We start from the raw sequence: 23,173 nt of genomic DNA, 5'->3' as shown, positions 1-23,173 counted from the left end.
GGTGCGCCAGAGAGGACGCAAGACTGTAAGGAGAGACAGTGAGCATTAGTTTTGACAAGGCATTAGGCGTTCATCCACAGGCGTTGCAGCTCAGACTGACCAGGGCAGAGCTGTTATCCACCAACCTCGCCAACGTGGATACCCCTAATTTCAAGGCTAAAGATATTGATTTTGCCGCGCAGATGCAACGTTCGAAGCAGGCGTTGTTTCAAAACAGCGGGGCAGAAGTGAAATATCGCCTGCCGTATCAACCGTCTACGGATGGCAATACGGTGGCGCTGGATGTGGAGCAAGCCGCATTCGCAAAGAACAGCATGGATTACCAAATGAGCCTGACATTTCTGAAAATGAAATTTTCAGGATTACGGGCTGCCATCGAAGGCAAATAATTCGTTCAGGAAGAAAGTATGGCTTTTACGGACATCTATCGAGTTTCCAGTTCTGCAATGACGGCGCAAACCGTCAGGCTGAACACCATCGCCAGTAATATGGCCAACGCCGATGCCGCATCGGCAAGCGAAGAGACGGTGTATAAAGCGCGCCGTCCGGTTTTCGCCTCCATCTACCAGAACAGCCAACTGGCCGGGAACAACGCTATGGCGGGTGCCCGCGTACAGATTATGGACGTGGTAGAAACCGGCCAGGCAACCCAACGCTATGAACCCAACCATCCGATGGCCAACAATCAGGGTTATGTCTATTACCCGGATATTAACGTCGTGGAAGAGATGGCCGACATGATGTCTGCCTCTCGCGGGTTTGAAACCAGCGCGGAAGTGCTGAGCAGCGTCAAAAGTATGCAGCAAAGCCTGCTGCGCCTGGGCGAGGTGTAATTTATGAATGTGACAGATACGGCTAAATACACCCAGGAGACCGGCGGAAGTTCTGTTTCCGCAAACGGGCAGTCCGTTTCAGGCATGAACGATATGTTCCTGAAATTGCTGGTGGCGCAGGTGCAAAACCAGGACCCGCTGAACCCGACCGATGGCACGGAATACGTGGGCCAACTGGCGCAGCTTTCCCAGGTGCAGTCTATGGAACGCGTCGCAAGTCTGATGCAAAACAGCAGCATCATGATGGATAACCTCCAGACGCTGACCACGGCAAATCTGGTCGGCCAAAACGTGATGGTACAAACCGACCGCGTGGAAGTGCAGGACGATTCGGTGCTCAATGGCCGTTTAACCCTGGAACACCCGGCGTCATCGGTAACGGTTCACGTGAAAGATGCGGTCGGCAACGAACATAAGATCGATCTGGGCCGTCAGCAGGCGGGTCTGGTGGACTTCACCCTCGATGCGAAAAAAATGGGATTACCGGAAGGTAAATACACGCTGAGCGTGGTGACGGACACCGCCGAGCAGTCGATTCCCGTGGAAATTGGCGGCACCGTCAGCAATGTGCGCATTCCGCTAAAAGGCGGCGTCACGATGCTCAAAATCGCCGGGCTCGGGGAAGTGCCTTACAGCAGTATTAGTCAATTTGGTGGACAGGCTTCCGGCACGCGTCGGACGTAACAACTTTTGTAATCAGGATGAAATCATGAGTTTTAGTATCGCAACCTCAGGTCTTAACGCTATCAGCCAGCAGCTGGGGGCCATCAGTAACAATATCGCCAACACCGGAACCGTAGGATACAAATCCGGTCGCGCGGAGTTTTCTGCCCTGTATGCACAGTCTCAGCCTTTGGGCGTGGGCGTCACCGGGGTAACACAAAGCATTACGCGCGGGGGCAATATTATTAGCTCCAGCAACTCGCTGGATCTGGCGATTTCCGGCAACGGCTTTTTTGTGGTACGCGATACCACCGGCACCACCTCTTATACCCGCGCCGGTTATTTCGGTACCGACAAAGACGGCAACCTGGTCAATAACCTCGGCATGAACATGCAGGGTTATCCTGTAGATTCCAAGGGTAATTTGCAGGTGGGTACGGTATCGAATTTGAGTATTAAGAGTGGTTCTATTCCCGCGAAAGCGACAACCAATGTCGGGTTCACCGCTAACTTTGACGCCAATGCCAAAGCTATTCCTAAAGTTGATGGAAACAATAATCCAATCGATTTCAATGAGAAAGATGATTCGACCTACAACAATACTTACACCACTCAAATTTTTGATTCGTTAGGCCGGGAACATACCCTGACGCAATATTTCGTTAAAGATAGTGATAATAACTGGACGGTACATCTGCGTCTCGATGGGCAGAAACTTACGGATCCAGCAGATTCAAAAATAGCAGTCCAATTTAGTAATTCAGGGATTCTTGCCGTTCCTGGTGGGATGACCGATCTCAGCGTTGATATTAATGGCGCGGATCCATTGAAGATTGAGATGAGCTATACAGGCTCAACACAGTATGGCTCTGACTTCTCCGTCAGCCGCAACCAGGGCGACGGTTACGCCTCCGGTGAGCGCACCGGCCAGCAGGTTGATGAAAAAGGCAACGTCTATGCCACCTTCTCCAACGGCGAGCGCATGTTGCAGGGCCAGTTGATCATCGCAAACTTTGCGAACCCGAACGGCCTGCAATCACAAGATGGCACCACCTGGGCACAAACCGGTTCATCCGGTGCGCCATTGATCGGCGCGCCAGGCAGCGGCCTGCTGGGCTATATCAAATCCAACGCGCTTGAAGAGTCCAACGTGGATTTAACCTCCGAACTTGTAGGCTTAATGAGCGCCCAGCGTAACTACCAGGCTAACACCAAAGTGATTAGCACCAACGACAACATGATGAACGCGTTGATGCAGGCTGTGTAATGGACCACTTAATTTATACCGCCATGAGCGGAGCCAGCCGCAGCCTGATGCAGCAGCAGGTTCACTCCAATAACCTCTCCAACGTGAACACCAGCGGTTTTCGTGGTGACCTGGATAAAGCGCTCTCAACCCAGGTGCAGGGCAGCGGCTACGACTCCCGTTACATGGTGCAAAACGCCACCGGCGGCGTGGATATGACGCCGGGCTCGCTGGAAGAAACCGGGCGTGACCTGGACGTGGGGATAATCGGCAGCGGCCTGATTGCCCTGCAAATGGGCGGGAAAGAAGTCTACACCCGTAACGGGCATATCAACGTCAGCGAAGACGGCGACCTGACCATCAGCGGCCAGCCGGTGATGGGCGAGGGCGGGCCTATCGTGCTGCCGCCGTTTTCCCAGGTCTCTATCGCCAATGACGGCACGATCTCCATCGTTCCCCAGGATGGCGATATTAACGCCCTGATGGATGTCGATCGCATCAAGCTGGTGGACGTGGCAACCAGCCAACTAAACAAAGATAACAACGGTTTTCTGGTGACCAATAACCGCACCGAACCGCGCAGCGAAGAGATAACGCTTGCCAGCAAACATCTGGAAAGCAGCAACGTTTCTGCCATCAGCGAAATGGTCTCCAGCCTCTCTCTTAATCGCAGCTTTGAAGCGCAGATTAAGATGATGAAAGTGGCGGAAGATCTCGCTCAGGCCGGTAACCGCGTGATCCGCAATACCTGATTTGACTATTAAGGGAATAAAGTATGAATCCAGCATTATGGATCAGTAAAACCGGTCTTGCGGCGCAGGATGCCAAAATGAACGCGGTTTCCAATAACCTCGCGAACGTAAATACCACCGGGTTTAAACGCGACCGCGTGGTCTTTGAAGATCTGTTCTATCAGAACATGCGCGCCCCTGGCGTGCAGGCGAACCAGAATAACGCCACACCTGGCGGCATGCAGTACGGCAGCGGCGTAAAAGTGGTCGGCACGCAGAAAGCGTTCACCGTGGGCAGCATGCAGGTCACTAACCAGAAAATGGATGTGGCGATTGCCGGACAAGGTTTCTTCCAGATTGAAATGCCCGACGGCACCGTGGGCTATACGCGCTCTGGCAACCTGCAAGTGAACAGCGAAGGGGTGGTCACCACGGCACAGGGCCAACCGCTGGTCCCGCAGATTGAACTACCGGGCAATACCAAAGAGCTGAACATCGCCAAAGATGGCACCGTTTCTGCGCTGGTGGCGGATGAAGTGGATCCCGTCGAACTGGGGCAAATCACGCTGGTGAACTTTGTCAATCCAGCCGGTCTGTCGGCGGTGGGCGGCAACGTTTACCGTGAAACCGCAGCCAGCGGTGCGCCGGTGGAAGGCGTGCCGGGTGAAGAGGCGCTGGGCCAACTGGAGCAGGGAACACTGGAAGGTTCCAACGTGCAGGTGGTGGAAGAGATGGTCGATATGATCACCGTTCAGCGTGCTTACGAAATGAACGCCAAAATGGTTTCCGCAGCCGATGACATGCTGAAGTTCATCACACAAACGCTGTAAAACGCAGGGATTGCGCTTGAGAAGTAAATGGATATGAAAAAGAAAATGCTCATGGGGCTGCTGGCCCTGGCGTTGACCGGCTGTGAAAGCCAGACGCTGTTTGTCAAAAAAGATGATGCCGCCTACGCGCCACCGGAAGATCTGGCGGCGGCAACGCCTGCTGTCTCCGGCGGCGGGTTGTACAGCAACAGCTATAGCTGGTCTTTAGTTCAGGATCGCCGCGCCTATCGCGTAGGGGATATTTTGACCGTCAACCTGGATGAGTCCACGCAGTCCAGTAAACAGGCCACCACCAACTTCGGCAAAGAGAACGACGTGACGATTGGCGTGCCGGAGGTGTTCGGCAAAACGCTGGATAAAGCCAGCGCGTCGATCAGCGGCGATCGTAACTTCAAAGGGGCCGCTAACTCCGCCCAGCAAAATATGTTGCGCGGGTCGATTACCGTTGCGGTGCATAAAGTTCTGCCTAACGGCGTGATGGAAATTCGCGGCGAGAAGTGGCTGACGCTCAACCAGGGCGACGAATATATGCGCGTGACGGGGTTAGTCAGGCCGGAAGATATTTCCCTGGGCAACACGGTTTCCTCCCAGCGAATCGCCAACGCGCGCATTTCGTACGCCGGACGCGGAGCCCTGAGCGACTCGAACGCGGCTGGGTGGCTCACGCGTTTCTTTAACCATCCACTGTTCCCGATTTAAGCAGGAGAATCTCATGCGTAACCTGATGTCAGGTTTTTTGCTCCTGCTGGCCGTTATCGGACAGGCCAGTGCGGAGCGGTTAGGCAATATCGTTGATATTCAGGGCGTGCGCGGCAACCAACTGGTGGGCTACAGCCTGGTGGTGGGCCTTGACGGCACCGGGGATAAAAACCAGGTCAAATTCACCAGCCAGTCGGTGACCAATATGCTGCGTCAGTTTGGCGTGCAGATGCCTGCCAAAATCGATCCCAAAGTGAAAAACGTGGCGGCGGTGGCGATCAGCGCCACTCTGCCACCGATGTACGCCCGCGGGCAGTCCATCGATATTACGGTTTCATCCATTGGCGATGCGAAAAGCCTGCGCGGCGGTACCTTGCTACTGACGCAGCTTCGCGGGGCAGACGGCGAAGTGTATGCCCTGGCGCAGGGGAATGTGGTGGTGGGCGGCTTTAAAGCCGAGGGCGACAGCGGCTCAAGCATCACCATGAACACCCCAACCGTCGGGCGAGTGCCAAACGGCGCCACCGTTGAGCGCGAAATCCCTACCGATTTTCAGGCCAACAGCCAGGTGGTTCTCAACCTGAAACGGCCTAGTTTTAAAACCGCCAACAACGTAGCGATGGCGATTAATCAGGCGTTCGGCTCGATTGCCACCGCGCAAAGTGCGACTAACGTGATGGTGCGTGCCCCGGAACAGCCGGGCGCGCGCGTGGCGTTTATGTCGAGCCTTGAGGATTTGCAGATCACCAGCGGCAGGCAGCAGCCACGCGTGGTGTTTAACGCTCGCACCGGGACGATCGTGATTGGTGATGGCGTGGTAGTGCGTGCCGCCGCCGTTTCACACGGCAACCTGACGGTCACCATTCAGGAGACGCCACAGGTTAGCCAGCCTGCGCCATTCGGCCAGGGAAACACCACCGTGACGCCAAATTCCAATATCAACGTGAATCGTGAGCGCGGACAGATGGTGATGGTGCCTGCGGGAACCAGCCTGAGAAATATCGTCAACACGTTAAATAGCCTGGGTGCCTCGCCGGATGACACGATGGCGATTTTACAGGCGCTGAGCGAAGCCGGTGCAATGGATGCCGAGCTGGTCGTCATTTAAGGAGAGAGCATGATTGATTCGCTGAGCAGGCGCTCCAACGTCGTTCCAGGAGATTTCACCGGGACACAAAAAGCGCAAAATCTTGAGCAGGCGGCAGAGCAGTTCGAAGGGATGTTTTTGCGCTCGATGCTACAACAGATGCGCAAAGCCGCCGATGCGTTGTCTGACGGGGATAATCCCTTTTCCAGCAAGCAGGAGACGATGATGCGCGACTTTTATGACGATAAGCTCGCTTCGATGCTCGCCTCTCAGCGCAGCAGCGGCATTGCCTCGCTCATCATCAAGCAACTTGGGCCCCAGGTCGAGGGCATGGAACGCGCGGTTAAGTTAACGGGAAATCCGGTCGCTTTAGCTGATAAAGAAGCCGGGTAAACACTCCCATGACGCGCATGTGCAAGGATTGTTGTAATGAACATAATTAATATCGCTTTTACCGGCGCGCAGGCTGCGCGACAGGGAATGAGTACCACGTCAATGAACGTGGCCAACTACCTCACGCCGGGCTATAGCCGTCAGGGGATTATTCAGAGCGCTATCGGCACCAACGGCGATAGCTTTTCTGCGGGCAATGGCGTGCGGGTGGACAGCATTCGCCGTATTTCCGATCAGTACCTGGTCAACCAGGTCTGGCACAGCAATACGCGGGCTGAATATTACTCCGCCGGGCAAAAATACCTCGGCGCGCTGGAAAGCGTCATCGGCACCGACAGCACAAGCCTCGGCGGCGGGCTGGATAAATTCTTCGCCGCACTCAATGCGTTGACCACCCAGCCGGATTCTCCCGCGCTGCGCCAGCAGTTGCTCAACGAAGGGCAGTCGATGGCGACCCGCTTTAACAACGTTGACAGCTTTATCAGCAGCCAGAAAGTGTCGATTAACACCCAGCGCGAGGCGTTAGTCAGCAACGTCAATGTTATCAGCAGCAATATCGCCAGCTATAACCAGCAAATTGCCGACCAGGAAGCGACCGGCGGCAATGCCAGCGTGCTGCGCGATCAGCGCGACGAGCTGGTTAAACAGCTCAGTAGCATGGTGAGCGTGAAAGTCTCGGAAGATGCTTCCGGGCGCTATAACGTCTCTTTAAGTGACGGCCAACCTCTGGTGAACGGTCGCCATTTTGGTCAGCTCAAATCCAGCATGAATCAGCAGGGCGAGCAGGATATTTCCCTTGAGTTCCACAACACCACTTTCGGCGTTTCATCGGCGATTGGCGGGCAGATGGGCGCGCTCAATGATTACGAGCAGGGCACCCTGAAAACCATGCAAAGCACGGTGCGCGATATGGCCGAGCAGTTTGCAAAAGAGTTCAACGACCAGTTGGCGAAAGGTTTTGATCTTAACGGCCAGCCGGGTAAGCCGCTGTTTGTTTTCGATCTCACCAGCGGCAAAGGGATGTTGCAGGTGACCGATCTGAAGCCCGATGAACTTGCGCTCTCCGATAAAGCCGATGAGAGCGGCAACGGCACCAACCTGAAGGCGCTTATCGAGCTTAAAAACAAAGACCTCGCCATCGGCAATATGGGCAACATGAGCGTGAACGAAGCCGCCGCCGCGATTATCAGCAGCGTCGGGATCGCCAGCCGCCAGAACAAAACTGAATTGGATGCCGCCGAGGCGGTGCGTTATGAAGCGCAAACCCAGCGCGATAACTTGAGTGCGGTGAACCAGGACGAGGAGGCGATGAACCTCCAGGTCTATATGCAGGCTTATCAGTCCAACCTGAAAGTGATCGCCACCGGCAACCAAATTTTCAGCGATCTGCTGACTCTCTTCTGATAACGGAAAAAGGAATTTATCATGCGTATCAGTAGCCTGTATCACTCTTCCGCCATGCTCCACCAGATGAACCAGAATGGTGGGCGCCTGAGCAAACTGATGGAGCAGATGGCAACGCAAAAACGCGTTAACGTGCCTTCTGATGATCCGGTTGCCAGCAGCCGCCTGGTGCAGTTAAACCGCGAACAATCGGCAATCGCTCAGTATCAAAGCAACATTACGCGGCTCTCCGGCAACCTGTCGATCCAGGAATCTCACGTCACCGCCATGAGCGACCAACTCCTGGCGCTGAGCGACAAACTTCTCGCCGCCAGCAATGACACGCACAGCGAAAAAGATATGGCCGGATTCTCAGCGGAAATCTCCCAGATGCTGGAATCGCTGGTCTCATCGATGAATGCGAAAAACGAAGATGGGCACTACATTTTTTCCGGTACCAAAACCAACACTCAGCCGGTAACGTTTGATAAAACCACCGGAACATACAGCTACGCGGGGAACGATGCATCACGGTTAACGACCGTGGCAAACGGCATTGAGATTGCGGAAAACACCGCGATTAGCCAGGCGTTTTCCGGCAGCAATAACGACCTGAGCATGCTGAATTTGCTGAAAAGCGTCAGCGACAAAATGGCGACGCCGGGCGGGGATTACCGCGATGACCTCAAACAACTGCTCGGCGAAGTGAAAACCTCCAGCGATAAAATCGCCTCGGTCTATACCGAACTGGGCGGCAAACAAAATCGCCTGTCGTTAATCAGCGATGCTCATGAGGATATTAAAATCTCCCACGACCAGGTGGTTCAGGAACTTTCCGCCGTGGATGCCGCGACCAGTTACGTGAATATCCAGCTCTACACGCAGGCGGTTCAGGCATCGAACAAATCGTTCATGATGATAAGCCAACTCTCTCTCTTTAATCAGATGTAATCATTATGCAGGTTGGATTAAACCAGGCAGGACTCTCCTTAACCACTCCTCTCAATAGCGGGGGAGTGAAGAATACACAAGCGGTGCGCCAGCCGGAGGCTCCGCGCATTCGTCAGGGCGATAACCGCTTCCCGGAATCGCCGCTCATCTCCACGCGCCCGCTGCGCTACAACGTTCAGTTGAATCAGCAGCTTACCTCGGTCCAGCAGGCGGATAACTATTTATCCCAGGTTGAAAGCCAGCTTTTGCAACTGCGCTATGCCGCAAATCATGGCGCACGACGCGGCGAACTGACTCAGGATGCGGCGCGTTCTCTTTCAACGCTGTTAAATCAGCGCCCACAGTTGAGCGCGGGCACGGTAGACCGGCATTTGTCGGTCGATCCTGAACAAACCGCGCAGGTGCATTTTACGCTTCCCGCCGCACAGCGTTTACTGCAAAACGATGAAAGCGAAACGCTGATTTTTTCCCTGGCGGGACCGCGACGCGAAATGGTAGCGGTATCGTTCGAGGCCGGAGCCACGCCGCGCCAGGACGTGATGCGCCTGAATCAGGGGTTAGGGCGTTTTGGCGTGCATGCCAGTGTGGATAAACAGCAGGGGCTGGTATTTAGCGTGGATGAAGCCAACTGGCCGCAGGTCAGCAGCCAGCTTAGCGTGCGTGGGGAAGGAAAGCGTTTTTCCGGGAATGAATTTACCGCTCTGTTGGCGCGCCCGGAGCCTGCGGTGACTGATACGCTCAGCCAACTGGCACAGCAGCCGGGGATGATCCGCGAATTTCAGGGCGAGGTTCAGCAAGCCCTGGAGCAACTGACCCAACAGCGCGGTCAGCTATACAGCCACCAGGATAATGTTCGTCGTCGAATCAATGAAATGGCGACCCAGTATCAGCCTGAGCAGGCGCTGGAACACGCCCGAGCGCTCAGAACGCATCTGCAAAATAGCCATCAGGATTATGCGGCCACCGCCCGTGCATTAGGCGGCCAGGCGAATTTGCAGCAGGGCACGGTGAGTAACCTGCTGCGCTAAGGGCGGTTACGCGTTCAGCGGAAATAAAAACATCATTCCGCTCTGCCCAATGACCAGGGGTTTTTTATTGACGGTCATTGGGTAGACCCACACCGTGTTGTGGCGCAGGAAATCGATAAAACTGAACACCAGTTTGTAGTTTTCCGGGTTGCTATAACGAATCGGCACATAGTCATAAAACACGCGCCCATGCTTGCGGCGAGTTTCATCAAGCCTGCCACGCAGCACAAACATGGGGTCCTCAGTGCGTGTGAGCGTAAACAGCAATGCCTCATCCATATCCATAATCTGCGCATTATAAACTTCCCGCTGATCGGACATTAAATCGTAAAACCCAATCTCCATTCTGCCCTTGATCGGCCCGCTTTTGGCATTTGCCGAAGAGGTGTGCAGATGCATCACGCCAAGAAAAACAACCAGAATGGCAGTAAGGCTAATATTAAGATTTCTTACACTGAGCCAGTTCATTTAATTTTCTCTCGGTCTCGTCATTAATGATTTTAGTGAGCTTCTGGTTATCAACCCGCCAGTGATAAAGCGTCATTGCCAACTGCTGGCTTGCGCAGGCGGTTTCGATGGAAAAGGTGTAATTCAGCACCTGTTCGTCGGTGCGGTAATACACCGTCATCCAGGCATCATGAGCGATAAGTTCTTGATTTAACGTCTTGAGAAGGGATTTCAATTTCACGATGTCCTCATCGTTTATCTCATCCACGGCGGCGGCAATGCGGAAAACACGAATATTGCTGTACTGATTTTTCACCTGCTCCTGTGCACGCATCTCATCACAAGCGGTATGGAACAGGAAAAACCAGCCAGAGGATAGAATCAAACACGTTAGCAGTAACGTGGCCAGCATCGGCCAACCAAAAATGGCAAATGACCTGCGTGGAGTTGGGGGATCGTTGATTTGCTCGGCGGGTTTGTGCTGAGTCGGCATGGGTTCGGGTAATTCCAGCGCGGGCAAAGAAACCTGTACAGCCTGCACCGCGGGCGCGGGTTCCGGCGCGGTTACCTCTTCAGGCTCAATGGGCTGGCAAAACTCAGGGTCGAGCAGGTAACCTTTTTTGGGAATGGTTTTGATCACCCGCTGCTGCTTACCGTCATCTTCCAGCGCCGAACGCAGGGCATGAATCGCATTCGACAGGCTGTTATCGCCAATGACCCGGCGCTCCCACACAAGGCTCGTTAGTTCATTCCGGGATAACGTTTGACCTGCGTGCTGAATAAGACAATCCAGCAGTTTGAGTTGGTATTCACCCAGCCGGCGAACTTCCCCGGAGTGACGATGAACGATGGCGCCGGAGGCATAATCCAGCAACCAATTATTAACAGAACAACGCGATTTGTTCATAATATTTCAAAATTAAAGGTGTATTGAATCAATCACAAAAAAATGGGAAAAACAGATTTCACTGCTTCAGGTTAAGGTTGTACAAGGCGAGTGTAACGAAAGTGTTTAATTTTATGATGGTAAAATTCTTCAACCATTGAGAATGGGTTTATTTTTATTTGGTTATTATATTGGATGCGCTAAAAATATGCATCAAAATAAAAAATACAATAAAATCAAATAATTAAATGATTTTAATTGCATGGGCACTTACGGTTAATTGATATGATAGCTTTTATATTATTTTGTACAAATTTTTTATTAATTGGGATTTAAGTTGGTGAAATAAATTGTCGCATTGTTATTTTTAATGCTCATTGATTAACAATGTCCATTTTTGTGGAAATTAATCGTGCCAATGATTTAGATTTTTTGGTTGAAAGAGAATTATTTACAGGTGAGTATTTTTTTCATCAGTACTTAATTTTTTTATCAATAGTGTCGTTTTTGCTTAGTACATAGGCAAACCCTGTCTCACAGCATAATTCTCAAGGAGAGAACAAATGGCACTTTCAATTTTTACCAGCGGCGCGGCAATGTCTTCCACTAACGCTCTCAACAAATCTAACAGTATCCTGTCCACCGCGATGGAGCGCCTGGGTACCGGGAAACGCATTAACTCTGCGGCTGATGATGCGGCTGGTCTACAGATTGCGACTCGTTTACAGGGCCAGGTTAATGGCATGAGTGTTGCCCAGCGTAACGTTTCAGATGCGACCGCGATGTTGCAGACGGCGGAAGGGGCTTTTGATGAAGTGACCAATATTCTTTATCGTGTGAAAGACTTGGCGACTCAGGCGGCGAACGATACCAATGGTACTAATGAACGTACGGCCATCGGTGCGGAAGTTAATGAGCTGGTTAAAGAGCTCGGAAATATCATGGGTAACACCAGCTATGCGGGAGAAAATCTTTTTGCGGCTAATGGCACTGCTTTTACCGCAGCTGGAAAATTTTCAGTTGCAGCAGGGATGAACTTCCAGATCGGTGCGAGTAAAGATGAGAAACTGACTCTAAACGTAGCGACCCAATTGGGCGACGTAATGACTAAACTTTCAGCGGTTGGTAACCCGGGAACTCCAGCTACAGATGTTACTGATGCGACTAAAGCAGGAACATTACTGACAAACGTTGGGGCTGCTCTTGATAGTGTAGGGACTATGCGCTCATCGCTGGGTGCCAACATCAACCGTCTGGGTCATACCTCCGCTAACCTCGCGAATATGAAAGATAACACCACCCTGGCGCTGGGCAATATTCGTGATGCTGACTTTGCTTCCGAAGCAACCAACATGACCCGTAACCAGATGCTGGCGCAGACCAGTATGTCGATGCTGAAACAGGCCAACAGCATGTCAGGCATGGTGATGTCCCTGCTGGGCTAATTTCGCCGGCACGTTCTGTTGTATTACGCAAAAGCTCCCGTTGTTCGGGGGCTTTTTTTGTTTTCCGGGCGATGAAATACAAATCAGGGTTTAATTTTATCGTGGGCAATGTCGCTTTAAGGAGGTACAGGGCGCACAGGCGTTACCCGAAATCACAAGGAGCAGTATATGGCTTTATCTATTTTCACCAGCGGTGCAGCGATGTCTTCCACCAATGCGCTGAATAAGTCCAACTCAATTCTGTCTACAGCCATGGAGCGTCTGGGAACGGGCAAGCGTATTAACTCTGCGGCTGATGATGCGGCAGGCCTGCAGATTGCGACTCGTTTACAGGGCCAGGTTAATGGCATGGGTGTTGCCCAGCGTAACGTCTCTGATGCGACCGCTATGCTGCAGACGGCGGAAGGCGCCTTTGATGAAGTCACCAACATCCTGTACCGCATGAAGGACTTGGCGACCCAAGCATCGAATGATACTAATGGTAAAGATGATCGTACGGCAGTAAAAGCCGAACTGACTGAGCTAAAGTCAGAATTAACCAACATTATGACAAATACAAAATATGCTGGTGAAACGCTATTTGGTGATGGGACAAACAATGCAACAACTGGAGGAAAATTAGGCGGTTCATTGAATTTTCAGATTGGTTCAGCCTCATCAGAAACTCTGACACTTGCATTGAATACGGGTAATAAATTAAGTACAGCCGTGTCTTCTTTCACAGGCACTGCTCTCGAGTTGGGAATTGATACTGGTGTTGCGGCTACAGATGTGACAGCTACGCAGAAATTAATGGGTGATGTACAAACTGCATTGGATAATGTTGGAAGTATTCGATCCGCCTTAGGTGCAAATATCAACCGCCTGGGTCACACCTCCGCCAACCTCGCGAATATGAAAGACAACACCACCCTGGCCCTGGGCAATATTCGTGATGCTGACTTTGCTTCCGAAGCCACCAACATGACCCGTAACCAGATGCTGGCGCAGACCAGTATGTCGATGCTGAAGCAGGCTAACAGTATGTCAGGCATGGTGATGTCCCTACTGGGCTAATCTCAACAAATCGTTCGTTTGTGTTACGAAAGAGTTCCATTTATACGGGCGCTCTTTGTATATATCAGATGGATAATTCCAAAAAAGGATTTAATTTTATTTTCGGTGGTGTCGCTTTAAGGAAGTACAGGGCGCAAAGGCGTTACCCAAAATCACAAGGAGCAGTATATGGCTTTATCTATTTTCACCAGCGGTGCGGCAATGTCTTCCACCAATGCGCTGAACAAATCTAACAGCATCCTGTCCACCGCCATGGAGCGTCTGGGAACGGGTAAGCGTATCAATTCCGCGGCCGATGATGCAGCAGGTCTGCAAATCGCTACGCGTCTGCAGGGCCAGGTTAACGGTATGGGCGTTGCCCAGCGTAACGTCTCTGATGCGACAGCCATGTTGCAGACGGCGGAAGGTGCCTTTGATGAAGTCACCAACATTTTGTACCGCATGAAGGATCTGGCGACTCAGGCAGCGAACGATACCAATGGGACCAATGAACGTACGGCCATTGGTGCGGAAGTTAATGAACTGGTTAAAGAACTGGGTAACATAATGACTAAAACCAGTTATGCCGGGGAAACGCTGTTTACTGATGCAGCTGCGACCACTTTTGCAAGCGGAGGTAAGCTTGGCGCCGCTATCAATTTCCAAATTGGTGCGGGCAAAGATGAGAAACTGGCATTAGATCTTTCTACTGCTCAAGGTGCTGTGATGACTGAACTTGTAAAGTTTGGTACAGCTTCGACACCTGCGGTTGCCTTAACCAATGCTGCTGATGCCGGAACATTGATAACAAACGTAGGCACTGCTCTTGATAAGGTAGGGACTATGCGCTCATCGCTGGGTGCCAACATCAACCGTCTGGGTCATACCTCCGCTAACCTCGCGAATATGAAAGACAACACCACCCTGGCCCTGGGCAATATTCGTGATGCTGACTTTGCTTCCGAAGCAACCAACATGACCCGTAACCAGATGCTGGCGCAGACCAGTATGTCGATGCTGAAACAGGCCAACAGCATGTCAGGCATGGTGATGTCCCTGCTGGGCTAATTTCGCCGGCACGTTCTGTTGTATTACGCAAAAGCTCCCGTTGTACGGGGGCTTTTTTTGTTTTCCGGGCGATGAAATACAAATCAGGGTTTAATTTTATCGTGGGCAATGTCGCTTTAAGGAGGTACAGGGCGCACAGGCGTTACCCGAAATCACAAGGAGCAGTATATGGCTTTATCTATTTTCACCAGCGGTGCAGCGATGTCTTCCACCAATGCGCTGAATAAGTCCAACTCAATTCTGTCTACAGCCATGGAGCGTCTGGGAACGGGCAAGCGTATTAACTCTGCGGCTGATGATGCGGCAGGTCTGCAGATTGCGACTCGTTTACAGGGTCAGGTTAATGGTATGGGTGTCGCGCAGCGTAACGTCTCTGATGCGACTGCGATGTTGCAGACGGCGGAAGGCGCCTTTGATGAAGTCACCAATGTTCTATACCGCATGAAAGACCTTGCTACTCAGGCAGCGAATGACACTAACAGCAAAAATGATCGTACAGCGGTCAAAGCTGAGTTGACCGAGTTGCAGGCCGAGTTAACCAATATTATGACCAATACTAAATATGCTGGTGATGTGTTATTTGGAGATGGTACTGCAGCGACAGGTGGAAGATTAGCTGGGAAATTAAATTTTCAGATTGGTGCAGGGGCAAGCGAAAAATTAGAATTGGATCTAAATGCTGGTGCTGGAAAAGCATTGGAAACAACAGTTACTTCTTTAACTGGTTTTGACCTGGATATTGCTACCGGTACGGGAACTGCCGATCTCGGTAAGATAACCACGCTCATGGATAATGTACAGACTGCACTCGATAATGTAGGTGGTGTTCGTTCTGCATTAGGTGCCAACATCAACCGTCTGGGTCATACCTCCGCTAACCTCGCGAATATGAAAGACAACACCACCCTGGCCCTGGGCAATATTCGTGATGCTGACTTTGCTTCCGAAGCAACCAACATGACCCGTAACCAGATGCTGGCGCAGACCAGTATGTCGATGCTGAAACAGGCCAACAGCATGTCAGGCATGGTGATGTCCCTGCTGGGCTAATTTCGCCGGCACGTTCTGTTGTATTACGCAAAAGCTCCCGTTGTACGGGGGCTTTTTTTGTTTTCCGGGCGATGAAATACAAATCAGGGTTTAATTTTATCGTGGGCAATGTCGCTTTAAGGAGGTACAGGGCGCACAGGCGTTACCCGAAATCACAAGGAGCAGTATATGGCTTTATCTATTTTCACCAGCGGTGCAGCGATGTCTTCCACCAATGCGCTGAATAAGTCCAACTCAATTCTGTCTACAGCCATGGAGCGTCTGGGAACGGGCAAGCGTATTAACTCTGCGGCTGATGATGCGGCAGGCCTGCAGATTGCGACTCGTTTACAGGGCCAGGTTAATGGCATGGGTGTTGCCCAGCGTAACGTCTCTGATGCGACTGCGATGTTGCAGAGTGCAGAAGGCGCTTTTGATGAAGTCACCAACATCCTGTACCGCATGAAGGATCTGGCTACTCAGGCGGCAAACGATACTAACGGTACTAACGAGCGCGATGCATTGCAGGCAGAGTCAGATGAGCTGAATAAAGAATTGAAAAACATTCTGACGCAAACCAAATTTGGTGGAGAAAGTCTGATTTTTTCAATGGGGACGAATGGTACAACATTCACTGTAGATGGCGGAAAGCTAGGTAAAGAAATGGCTTTTCAGATTGGTGCTGATAAATCTGAATCACTCAAATTAGATCTCACAAAACAGGGTACAGGTGGTACCACTGACCTTATGGATAAACTTGATAAGGCATTTGGATTTACAACAACAACAGCGGGGGTTGCTGCAATCAATCTCAGTACAGGGAGTGGGGCTGCTATTGATACTATTACCACAGCTCTGGATACTGTCGGCACAGTTCGCTCAACATTAGGTGCCAATATCAACCGCCTGGGCCATACCTCCGCTAACCTCGCGAATATGAAAGATAACACTACCCTGGCCCTGGGCAATATTCGTGATGCTGACTTTGCTTCCGAAGCAACCAACATGACCCGTAACCAGATGCTGGCGCAGACCAGCATGTCGATGCTGAAACAAGCCAACAGCATGTCAGGCATGGTGATGTCCCTGCTAGGTTAACGTCTCATAACACCGCTCCGGCGGTGTTTTCCTCTTTATTTCCGGTGGGCGGAAATAATCCTTCCTTATGGTTTCTAACCACTTGAAATACTTAAAATTTAATTTTGGCATGAATATTGCTAATTCATAAAAAGGATTAGCACAGCGCCAGGGAGAATGGATGAGCGATTTCAGCAGTATTGACCCTCAGTCAATGGCTACACAGTTAGCTGGCTATGACGTGCAGGCGCTAAAAAGTCAGTTAAAAACACAGCAGGCGAGATTAACCGCTCAACAAACAGCACTTAAATCGCTCAAAAGTGGATTAAGTACGTTTCGCACGGCACTGAGCAATTTAAATAAAACCAATGCCGGAATGCTGAAAACCAGCGCCACGATGAGTGTGGAAAATATGGTCTCTGCGACGACCACTTCCGATGCACGTAAAGGCACTTATAACCTTTTTATTGAGCAACTTGCGTCTGCGCATCAGGTTGCATTCGACAAACTAGATGACAGCACAATCGCAAGCGCCACCGGCAATCTAGATATCACAATTAATAATAAAACGCTGACCATTGATATGGATAAGGTTGATAGCCTCTCCAGCCTGGCAAAGGCCATTAATGGTTCAGATGATAATCCTGGTGTGACTGCGTCATTAGTGCGTAGCGGAGGTGAAGTTCGCCTTATGCTGAGCAGTGATAACAGCGGAGCTGAGAATGAAATTAAGTTGACTGCCCCGCCAGAGATTACGCAAGGGGGAGTCAGCACGCTTACTCAGGCACAGGATTCTGTAGTCTGGTTAGGTGAATCGGGTAGTGGCCTGCGTATAACTGGCACCACAAACACCCTAAAAGATTTGATCGATGGGGTCACGATTGACCTTAATCAGACTCACAAAGCAGGCGATAGCCCGTTGCGTATTAATATTGGGATCGATGTCAGTGAGACGACATCCCAGGTTAATAGCTTTGTTGAAGCCTATAACACAATGTTGAGTTCATTAAATGAACTGACTGCTTCAGGTTCTAGCAGTAGCGATCGCGGAGCCTTTGCTGGTGATGCAGGAATTAGCTCATTGCGTCGTGAACTCAACGAAATGTTACGTACATCTATTGAAGGGTTGGATATTACGCAATTCGGCGTTAGCGCGGATAAAGACGGCAAGCTAAAGCTTGATAATGACAAGCTTAAAGAGAAGCTTACTGAGGATCCGGGCAAGCTGAACACGCTGTTCAATGGCAGTAATGGATTGTTGCGCAAAATGGACAAATCTCTGGATAAGTATGTGGGACTCAACGGGGAAATCAAAAGCCGCGAAGAAACCAACCGCCGCCGCGAAACGGAATTAAGCGATCGCAGCGACAAAATCAGTACCCGCTATGACACGGCTTACAACCGCTATTTGCAGCAGTTCACCCGCATGCAGAGCGTATTACAGCAGATGAACAACACCGCCAGTATGTTTGGCTTAGTTTAAGGAAGAAATCTCTATGTACGGAAACACCCAGGAAGGGTTCGGCGACTTTTATGAGTCAGATATGGCAGCGCAGGTGGCGGCAGCAACGCCGCATCAGTTGGTGCTTATGCTGTTCAACGGCTTAACCGACGAACTGGTACGAGCCAAAAGCCATATCGAAGCGAAACGCTATGAGCGCAAGGCGCAAAGCATCAATAAGTGCATCGATATTCTCAATGCCTTGACCAGCGCGCTGGACTACGAAAAAGGCGGCGAACTGGCAAAAAATCTCGCCAATTTGTACGACTACTGCGTCTATCGCCTGTATGACGGCAGCAATAATTTGTCCGTCGCCGCCATTGAAGAAGTGGAAACCATTCTGACCGAACTGCGCGAAGGCTGGGACGAAATGGGTAAACGCCATGGATGATTTGCAGTTACTTGACTGGCAGACGCGGGCGCTCGCCGCGGCGGGCAAGCGTCAAGACTGGGAAAGAATCCAACAGTTGGATAGCGACATTGCCGCCTCGCTGGTCAGCATGCATGGACGTGAGATCTCTGATCAAAAGCGTGAAGCGATGAGAACGCTTCAGCAAGTTCATAGCTACGTCCATCAAATGGTGCGCCATAAACGGGATGAATTAAGCAAAGAGATGCTCCAGCAGCGCAATCAGCGCGAAGGGGCACTCTCCTATGCCGTGTTTATGGACCAGGAAGAGGGGCAGGTGGTTAATGAGTGACTTCCTCGCTTTTTCCGCCTCGGATTCGGGCAATTTACCGCAGTCAACGCAGTTGCATACGCTGGTGGCTCCGGCGACGGCTACGTTGCAGGTTGTCGATGAAACGGCGGGTGCAAATACCAGCGAAATGCTGTTTGAAGAACTGCTGGTAGCCACCGGGTCTGCGTCTCTCACGCCGCAAGAACCGGTGGATATCGCGCAAGAAGAGAGCGCATTTGAAGCGCTGTTGCCTGAGCTGCCCGAAGAGCAGGTGCAACAGATGGCACAGCAATTTTTGGCTTCCCTGGTAAACAGAGATGTCCCGGTGCTGATAAGTTCTGCAGCGCCCGTTGCGGTTGAAGCGGTTGCCGTTGAAGTGCCTGTATCCCATAAGGCACATGCCCTTGCTTTGACGGAAAAAGCGGAACGTTCTGCGCCTGAAACATCAGGCGTGGTGCCGCCGTCAGTGGTGGCGAATCGGCATACTGAGGCGCCTGCGCCTGAACACGCTGAGTTAGCGCTCCCGAAAACAACGCTGAAACCGGCTACGGCAGATTCACTGCGCATCGCCGGGATAAACGCCACGCCCGCGGGAAATGTGCCGGTGATCTCGGCCGGGCAGCCACATGTTCAGGTCAACGCCCCGATTCGTGCAGACCGCAGCGGGCAGGAGCTTTCCACTCAGCTTCAACACGCACTCGGCGAGCGCCTGAATTTGCAGATCAATAACCAAATTCAACACGCGACGATCCGTCTTGATCCACCTGATATGGGGCGCATTGAAATTGCCGTGCAGATCGAAGCCGGGAAAATCCAGGTACAAATCAATGCCGGGCAGGGGGATGTTTACCGCGCGTTACAGCAGGTGAGCAACGAACTGCGCCAGGCGTTAACCGAGCAGCATTTTGTTGATGTGGATGTCCATTTATCAAACCAAACGCAGCAGCAACAGCCGGGCCAGCGCCAGCAACAATCCGGCCGCGAAAGTGAAATGATTCTGGCGAATGAACAGCAGGACACCGCGCGCGATACGCGCTCGCGGGATGATAAATCTATTTTGATGACAGTATAAGAAGTTGACTAACACTATGACGATTAAAACCTTTTCGATGGCTTTGGCAATCGCCCTTATCTCTTCTGTGCTGGCCGTGATGGGAACGATGCACTTTGCACAACCGACGCAAGCCGCTGAACCTGAAGCGGTACCCGCGCCGTCATCCTGGCAAAAAGTCAAAGAGATGTTTTCTTCGTCAGAAGAAGAGACTCAGGTGCTGTTTGTTGAAATTAACAACATCATGATCACCCTGAAAAATGACGGTGGCAAAGAGCGCTACATGTTGCTCGAACTGGCCTTAACGGCTGCCACCGAGGACGCGGTAAAACAAACTGAGATGATGATCCCGGCGATTCGCGGGGCCACCGTCGCACTATTAACCGAAAAGGATTACGCCCTGGTTCGTACCCTGAGCGTGAATGATTTACACGATGAATTGATGAATGCCTATCGCGAGCGCTTTAAACAGCTCAAAAACGAGATGCCATTTAACGATGTGATCATTAGCAAAATGTTGTTGCAGTAACGATCGGAAAGGAACGCACAATGGAATGCAGCACCTTTATCTCCAGTGAAACGTTAACGCCTGCGGAAGAGTCGCGCTACGTTTCACAATATCTCCCGCTGGTTAAGCGGGTTGTAAAACAGCTCGCCTGGCAGGCGCAGAGCGTTATCGACAGCGAAGATATGCAGCAGATCGCCCTGATGGGTCTGCTTAGCTCGCTTCGCCGTTACGGCAAGCCGGATGAACAGTTCGCCGCGTTTGCAGCGCAAAGGATCCGCGGCTCGATTCTTGATGAATTGCGCGTGCTGGACTGGCGTCCGCGCCGGCTGCGCCAGAAAGCGCACAAGCTCAATGATGCCATTCGAGAACTCAGCCGCAAACTGGGCAAAGATGTGGATTTCGAAGAGATAAAACAACATCTTGCGATCACCGCCGAAGAGTATCAGGAGTATCTGCTGCTCGACAGCGCAAGTGCGCTGCATAGCCTTGACGATCTTCTCACCACGGATTCAGATTTCAGCTTTAACAGCCGCAATCTGGAAGACGAAATCATTATCAGCGATTCATTGCGCGCGGCACTCGCCGGGCTGGATGAACGCGAGCAAATTATCCTGAGCCTCTACTATCAGCATGAAATGAGCCTCAAAGAGATTGCCCTGGTGCTGGATCTCACCGAGGCCAGGATTTGCCAGTTGAATAAGAAAATCACCCAAAAAATTAAAGATGCCATAGCGCAGTGAGACAGCAATGCAAAAATTACTAGGACTATTGATCATTTTTGGCTGTGTAGTGGGCGGCTTTCTGGAGTCTGGTGGACGGCTGGCCGCATTTTGGGTGCCGGGCGAACTGTTGATTATTATTGGTGCCGGGGTCGGGGCGCTGGTGCTGGCGAACCCGAAGCCGGTATTAATCGAGATGTGGCGACAAGTCAAAAGCGCCATGCGCAAAAATAGCTATACCGCTGAATATCAGCGTCAGTTGCTGATGCTGCTTTATGAACTGCTGGAGCTGGTTCAGGACGGCGGTCTGAAAGTGCTGGATGAACATATCGAAGTCCCGGAAAAGAGCGATTTGTTCCTCAAATACCCGCTGGTGCTGGAAGACCACGCGCTGATTACATTTATCTCCGATAACTTCCGTTTAATGGCGATGGGCAAGATTAACGAGCACGAACTGGAAGGTATTCTGGAGCAGGAGCTGGGCGCGATGGAAGAAGAACTGCTGCGTCCGTCCCGTTCTATGCAGCGTACGGCGGAAGCGATGCCTGGGTTTGGTATCTGTGCGGCGGTGCTTGGCATCATCATCACCATGCAATCTATCGACGGCTCCATTGCGATTGTCGGCGTGAAAGTGGCGGCGGCGCTGGTGGGAACCTTCCTCGGGGTCTTTATCTGTTACTGCCTGCTTGACCCACTCGCTAACGCCATGGAGCAGCAGACGAAAAAGCAGATGGCCGGGCTTGAGTGCGTGCGTACCGTGCTGGTGAATCAGGTCGCTGGAAAGCCGACGCTGCTGGCGGTAGATGCCGGGCGCAAAATGCTGCCGATGGATACCAAACCGACCTTCGCCACGCTTGATGGCTGGGTAAACGAACTGATTGGTGAAGGTTGATGCGTAGCAAGAAACAAGCGCATACCACCATTATTAAGCGGGCTTCACGCCGCGAGCATCACGCGCCCCACGGTGGGGCGTGGAAAGTGGCGTTTGCCGATTTCACGCTCGCGATGATGGCGCTGTTTATGGTGCTGTGGATCATGAGTTCGGTGACTGAAGAAGAGCGTAAAGAGGTGGTCGCAAGGCTTACGGGCGAATCTATTTTTGATGGCATGGTCGTCTCGCCGCTCTCATCCGGCGGGAAAGCGATTAACGGCCCGAATATGATTATGCCCGGCATGCAGGGGGGCGAGCAGAGCACGGAAGATCTAACCCGCCAGCTTGAACAACTGGACCAGGCGAGCCAGTCGGCGCAAACGCTGGAAGATGTAAATAAACGCTCGCAGCAGGAGATGGTTGAACTGGCGCGGGTGATTATGGAAATCACCAAAGCCTTTGATGCGCAGTCCAACCTTGAGATGGAAATTGTGCCCCAGGGGTTACGCATCCTGATTCAGGACGATCAGAAGCGGGAAATGTTCCAGCGCAGTAGCGCGATTTTGACGCCGTTCTTCCAGCGTTTACTGACGCAGTTAGCCCCCGTGTTCAACAAAATTAATAACAAAGTCATTATTACCGGCCACACGGATTCGTCCATGTATCGGGATCAGACGCGCTATAACAACTGGAACTTATCCGGCGACCGCGCCTTAGCGGCACGTATTGCGTTAGAGCAGGGCGGAATGATGAAAGACAAAGTTATCCAGGTCAACGCGATGGCTGACCGCATGTTGCTCAAGCCCGATCAACCGCTCAGTGCCGCTAACCGGCGCATTGAAATTATGGTGCTGACCCACGCCGCCGCCGATTCGCTGTATCAATTCTTTGGTACGCACGGTGTGGACGTGGTGAAACCTGTGGCTCCGGCTACGCCTGCTCCGTAAAGCGCGCGTGCATTTTGCTTTTCCGGCGGCATCAAGGAGCCGCCGGTGTATTTTGAGAGGAACTC

At 51.8% G+C, this 23,173-nt stretch carries 26 protein-coding genes and 1 pseudogene; 25 read left to right on the top strand and 2 right to left on the bottom strand.

What is annotated here, in order from left to right:
- Window positions 1-38 precede the first annotated feature (38 nt).
- From flgB to AB1E22_RS02180, 12 genes and pseudogenes are all read left to right on the top strand, one after another.
- Entirely contained in the window at window positions 39-389 is a 351-nt protein-coding gene (flgB, locus tag AB1E22_RS02235; protein ID WP_367593887.1) for a flagellar basal body rod protein FlgB, read from the top strand.
- 18 nt (window positions 390-407) lie between these two features.
- Window positions 408-833 (top strand): flagellar basal body rod protein FlgC, encoded by a 426-nt coding sequence (flgC, locus tag AB1E22_RS02230; protein ID WP_367593886.1) that lies wholly within the window; start codon window positions 408-410, stop codon window positions 831-833.
- A gap of 3 nt (window positions 834-836) precedes the next feature.
- The gene (gene flgD, locus AB1E22_RS02225; RefSeq protein WP_367593885.1) at window positions 837-1,517 is read left to right on the top strand and encodes a flagellar hook assembly protein FlgD; all 681 of its coding nucleotides are present in this window, start codon (window positions 837-839) and stop codon (window positions 1,515-1,517) included.
- A 25-nt stretch (window positions 1,518-1,542) separates the two neighbouring features.
- Window positions 1,543-2,763, top strand: coding sequence for a flagellar hook protein FlgE (gene flgE, locus AB1E22_RS02220; protein WP_367593884.1), 1,221 nt, complete (start codon window positions 1,543-1,545; stop codon window positions 2,761-2,763).
- Window positions 2,763-3,494: a flagellar basal body rod protein FlgF gene (locus AB1E22_RS02215; protein ID WP_367593883.1), complete on the top strand. Its 732-nt coding sequence runs from the start codon at window positions 2,763-2,765 to the stop codon at window positions 3,492-3,494. Before flgE ends, AB1E22_RS02215 begins: the two co-directional genes overlap by 1 nt.
- A gap of 23 nt (window positions 3,495-3,517) precedes the next feature.
- Window positions 3,518-4,303: a flagellar basal-body rod protein FlgG gene (gene flgG, locus AB1E22_RS02210; protein WP_367593882.1), complete on the top strand. Its 786-nt coding sequence runs from the start codon at window positions 3,518-3,520 to the stop codon at window positions 4,301-4,303.
- A gap of 33 nt (window positions 4,304-4,336) precedes the next feature.
- Window positions 4,337-5,002: a flagellar basal body L-ring protein FlgH gene (flgH, locus tag AB1E22_RS02205; protein ID WP_367597304.1), complete on the top strand. Its 666-nt coding sequence runs from the start codon at window positions 4,337-4,339 to the stop codon at window positions 5,000-5,002.
- A 13-nt stretch (window positions 5,003-5,015) separates the two neighbouring features.
- Entirely contained in the window at window positions 5,016-6,110 is a 1,095-nt protein-coding gene (locus AB1E22_RS02200) for a flagellar basal body P-ring protein FlgI (RefSeq protein ID WP_367593881.1), read from the top strand.
- Window positions 6,111-6,119: 9 nt separating this feature from the next.
- A pseudogene (locus AB1E22_RS02195) lies at window positions 6,120-6,404 on the top strand (rod-binding protein); the annotation flags it as partial.
- A gap of 114 nt (window positions 6,405-6,518) precedes the next feature.
- On the top strand, window positions 6,519-7,886 hold the full coding sequence (gene flgK, locus AB1E22_RS02190; protein ID WP_367593880.1) for a flagellar hook-associated protein FlgK: 1,368 nt from the start codon (window positions 6,519-6,521) through the stop codon (window positions 7,884-7,886).
- Between the two features lie 21 nt (window positions 7,887-7,907).
- Window positions 7,908-8,816: a flagellar hook-associated protein FlgL gene (gene flgL, locus AB1E22_RS02185; RefSeq protein ID WP_367593879.1), complete on the top strand. Its 909-nt coding sequence runs from the start codon at window positions 7,908-7,910 to the stop codon at window positions 8,814-8,816.
- A 65-nt stretch (window positions 8,817-8,881) separates the two neighbouring features.
- On the top strand, window positions 8,882-9,844 hold the full coding sequence (locus tag AB1E22_RS02180) for a hypothetical protein (RefSeq protein WP_367593878.1): 963 nt from the start codon (window positions 8,882-8,884) through the stop codon (window positions 9,842-9,844).
- A gap of 6 nt (window positions 9,845-9,850) precedes the next feature.
- Here AB1E22_RS02180 and AB1E22_RS02175 read toward each other — a convergent pair whose 3' ends face one another.
- Together AB1E22_RS02175 and AB1E22_RS02170 are read right to left on the bottom strand one after the other, a co-directional pair.
- Window positions 9,851-10,312 (bottom strand): hypothetical protein, encoded by a 462-nt coding sequence (locus AB1E22_RS02175; RefSeq protein ID WP_367593877.1) that lies wholly within the window; start codon window positions 10,310-10,312, stop codon window positions 9,851-9,853.
- Window positions 10,284-11,198, bottom strand: coding sequence for a transcriptional regulator (locus AB1E22_RS02170; RefSeq protein ID WP_367593876.1), 915 nt, complete (start codon window positions 11,196-11,198; stop codon window positions 10,284-10,286). Before AB1E22_RS02170 ends, AB1E22_RS02175 begins: the two co-directional genes overlap by 29 nt.
- A 542-nt stretch (window positions 11,199-11,740) precedes the next feature.
- On the opposite strand from AB1E22_RS02170, the gene AB1E22_RS02165 reads away from it, so the two are divergent.
- From AB1E22_RS02165 to lafU, 13 genes are all read left to right on the top strand, one after another.
- Window positions 11,741-12,622, top strand: a complete 882-nt coding sequence (locus AB1E22_RS02165; RefSeq protein ID WP_367593875.1) for a flagellin — start codon at window positions 11,741-11,743, stop codon at window positions 12,620-12,622.
- 168 nt (window positions 12,623-12,790) lie between these two features.
- Complete coding sequence (locus AB1E22_RS02160) at window positions 12,791-13,678, top strand: flagellin (RefSeq protein WP_367593874.1); 888 nt, start codon at window positions 12,791-12,793, stop codon at window positions 13,676-13,678.
- A 168-nt stretch (window positions 13,679-13,846) separates the two neighbouring features.
- Window positions 13,847-14,725 carry a flagellin gene (locus AB1E22_RS02155; protein ID WP_367593873.1) on the top strand — a complete coding sequence of 293 codons (879 nt, stop codon included), beginning with the start codon at window positions 13,847-13,849 and terminating at the stop codon, window positions 14,723-14,725.
- A 168-nt stretch (window positions 14,726-14,893) separates the two neighbouring features.
- On the top strand, window positions 14,894-15,775 hold the full coding sequence (locus AB1E22_RS02150) for a flagellin (protein ID WP_367593872.1): 882 nt from the start codon (window positions 14,894-14,896) through the stop codon (window positions 15,773-15,775).
- Window positions 15,776-15,943: 168 nt separating this feature from the next.
- The gene (locus AB1E22_RS02145; RefSeq protein ID WP_367593871.1) at window positions 15,944-16,852 is read left to right on the top strand and encodes a flagellin; all 909 of its coding nucleotides are present in this window, start codon (window positions 15,944-15,946) and stop codon (window positions 16,850-16,852) included.
- Window positions 16,853-17,012: 160 nt separating this feature from the next.
- Window positions 17,013-18,314: a flagellar filament capping protein FliD gene (gene fliD / locus AB1E22_RS02140; RefSeq protein WP_367593870.1), complete on the top strand. Its 1,302-nt coding sequence runs from the start codon at window positions 17,013-17,015 to the stop codon at window positions 18,312-18,314.
- Window positions 18,315-18,327: 13 nt separating this feature from the next.
- Window positions 18,328-18,723, top strand: coding sequence for a flagellar export chaperone FliS (gene fliS, locus AB1E22_RS02135; protein WP_367593869.1), 396 nt, complete (start codon window positions 18,328-18,330; stop codon window positions 18,721-18,723).
- Window positions 18,716-19,033, top strand: a complete 318-nt coding sequence (locus AB1E22_RS02130) for a hypothetical protein (protein ID WP_367593868.1) — start codon at window positions 18,716-18,718, stop codon at window positions 19,031-19,033. The genes fliS and AB1E22_RS02130 overlap by 8 nt, the downstream gene beginning before the upstream one ends.
- Window positions 19,026-20,084, top strand: coding sequence for a flagellar hook-length control protein FliK (locus AB1E22_RS02125; protein WP_367593867.1), 1,059 nt, complete (start codon window positions 19,026-19,028; stop codon window positions 20,082-20,084). Before AB1E22_RS02130 ends, AB1E22_RS02125 begins: the two co-directional genes overlap by 8 nt.
- A 16-nt stretch (window positions 20,085-20,100) precedes the next feature.
- Window positions 20,101-20,592, top strand: coding sequence for a flagellar basal body-associated FliL family protein (locus AB1E22_RS02120; protein ID WP_367593866.1), 492 nt, complete (start codon window positions 20,101-20,103; stop codon window positions 20,590-20,592).
- Window positions 20,593-20,612: 20 nt separating this feature from the next.
- Window positions 20,613-21,311: a FliA/WhiG family RNA polymerase sigma factor gene (locus tag AB1E22_RS02115; RefSeq protein WP_367593865.1), complete on the top strand. Its 699-nt coding sequence runs from the start codon at window positions 20,613-20,615 to the stop codon at window positions 21,309-21,311.
- A 7-nt stretch (window positions 21,312-21,318) separates the two neighbouring features.
- Window positions 21,319-22,182: a flagellar motor stator protein MotA gene (gene motA / locus AB1E22_RS02110; protein ID WP_367593864.1), complete on the top strand. Its 864-nt coding sequence runs from the start codon at window positions 21,319-21,321 to the stop codon at window positions 22,180-22,182.
- The gene (gene lafU, locus AB1E22_RS02105) at window positions 22,182-23,108 is read left to right on the top strand and encodes a putative lateral flagellar export/assembly protein LafU (protein ID WP_367593863.1); all 927 of its coding nucleotides are present in this window, start codon (window positions 22,182-22,184) and stop codon (window positions 23,106-23,108) included. The genes motA and lafU overlap by 1 nt, the downstream gene beginning before the upstream one ends.
- Window positions 23,109-23,173: the final 65 nt, after the last annotated feature.

This window comes from Buttiauxella gaviniae (assembly GCF_040786275.1).
Lineage (GTDB): Bacteria > Pseudomonadota > Gammaproteobacteria > Enterobacterales > Enterobacteriaceae > Buttiauxella > Buttiauxella gaviniae_A.
Note: the sequence above shows the minus strand (reverse complement) of the source record. Positions and strands in the feature narration are given on the sequence as shown.